Source organism: Methanobrevibacter sp., assembly GCF_045577275.1.
In the GTDB taxonomy this organism is placed as follows: domain Archaea; phylum Methanobacteriota; class Methanobacteria; order Methanobacteriales; family Methanobacteriaceae; genus Methanobrevibacter.
Genome location: NZ_JAZNIB010000295.1, coordinates 1 through 1,899, shown reverse-complemented (window position 1 = coordinate 1,899; position 1,899 = coordinate 1). Strand labels below are relative to the sequence as shown.

The 1,899-nt window shown below is 29.9% G+C and carries 1 protein-coding gene; it reads right to left on the bottom strand.

Annotated elements, in window-relative coordinates; all coding sequences use genetic code 11:
* Positions 1–112: 112 nt before the first annotated feature.
* Positions 113–1,732, bottom strand: coding sequence for an ABC1 kinase family protein (locus tag ACKI67_RS08515; protein ID WP_407463106.1), 1,620 nt, complete (start codon positions 1,730–1,732; stop codon positions 113–115).
* Between the last annotated feature and the right edge of the window lie 167 nt (positions 1,733–1,899).

Genomic DNA, 1,899 nt, shown 5'->3' with positions numbered 1-1,899 from the left:
AAAAAAAAGATAATTAAAAAAAAATAATCTAAAAAAAAATAATTAAAAAAAGATAATCTAAAAAAGAAAAAGAAAAATAAAAAAATTAAAAATTTAATTTAAGTATTAAAATTTAAAAGTCAATGAAGTATCTTAAAACAGTGAATACACCAAGAGCTAAACTTATTGTAAAACCTACAAAACCAAGTACAGGCATGTCATAAAATGTTGGACCTACATCAATCAGCATTACAAGTGAAGATCCAATCAAAAGAGCTGCAATGATAATTGCAAGTGAAAGCTGGTTTGCTATTTCACTTATATGCTTAACTTCAATATTTACAGTGACTTCCCCTTCCTCTATCTTATAGAAAATCTTTGAAGCGAGACTTGGCAATCCTTTTAAGACATGTTCAAAGGCAAAGAAACTGTTTTTAGCATTATCCACCATTTTCTTTGGGTTATACCTTTGAACTATAAGTTTTTTTGCAATAGGCTTAAGGTATTCCACAACATTAATATTCGGGTCCAAACGTAGCCCAATGTTTTCAACCATTGACAATCCTCTTGCCATTAGAACAAACTCATTTGGAAGCCTTACCTCATATTTCTGCATTAAAAAGAGCAAGTCCTCTATTATACCATTGAAACGACTAAGTTCCATACCATAATACTTTGAAAACAAGTCATTTAAATCGCTTTTCAATAGACTGATGTCTGTTTTCTCATTTAGGATATCCATGCGAATCAACTGATTGATCAAACCATCAATATTATGGTCTGAGAAGTTAATCATCAATTCAGCTAAATCTTGTCTAAACTCATCATCAAGAACACCCATCATTCCAAAATCAATGAAGCAAACTGCATTATCCTCTGAAATGAAAATGTTACCTGGATGAGGGTCTGCATGGAAAAATCCATCAAGGAAAATCTGTTTTAGATAAGCGCGAACTATCCTATCTGCAATAAGTATCTTATTATATTTAGGATCATCTCCAGCAATGACATCAGATAATTTAACGCCCTCAACATATTCCATAGTCAAGACTTTTTCAGTGGAATAATCAGGATATATGACAGGAACAATAATCTTGTCATTATATTTGAAATTATCATTCAAATGCCTGATGTTCATCAATTCGTTGTCAAAATCCATTTCCTTATGAATTGACCTATCAAATTCATGAATAACTGCAGGAAGATTAAGATGCTTGAATCCAGTATTAAACCTATCTGATTCATTTGCAATGAATTTCATTATGCTTAAATCAGTTTCAACAATATCTTCAATGTTAGGCTTTTGCACTTTAACGGCTACTTTTTCACCGCTATGCAATCTAGCCTCATGAACTTGAGCGATGGAAGCTGTAGCTAGAGATTTTTCAGAAAATTCAACAAAGAACTCATTTAAACTTCCTCCTAGTTGATCTTCAATCATGTCCTTAATCTCTTCATAATTAACAGGAGGATTATCATCATGTAGCATTGAAAGCTCTTCACTAATCTTTTCTCCAACTAAATCAGGCCTTGAAGCTAACAATTGACCTAATTTAATAAAGGTTGTTCCAAGCTCTTGAAGCATTAATCTTAATCTTATAGGAAAATCTTCTTTCAATAATTCCTTATTATCCGCTTCATTTCTAAATGGACTTATCTTATTACGAGTAGTTTGGCCTAAAACCTTATCAAAATCGTATTTTCTAAAGATTTTTATAATCTCATCAAAACGTGATAATGTTCTTCTTTGCATATAACCACCTTGAAATTTGAAGCTTGTATTATTATTCAATTTTATGTTTTTATTAAACTTGCAAGTTTAATCTTCTTATAAATATATTTGATAAAAATTATAATTAAATTTATCTAATAATTGAAAAATGCTAAAAAAATTTTAATGGAATATTAAATGAAATTTTA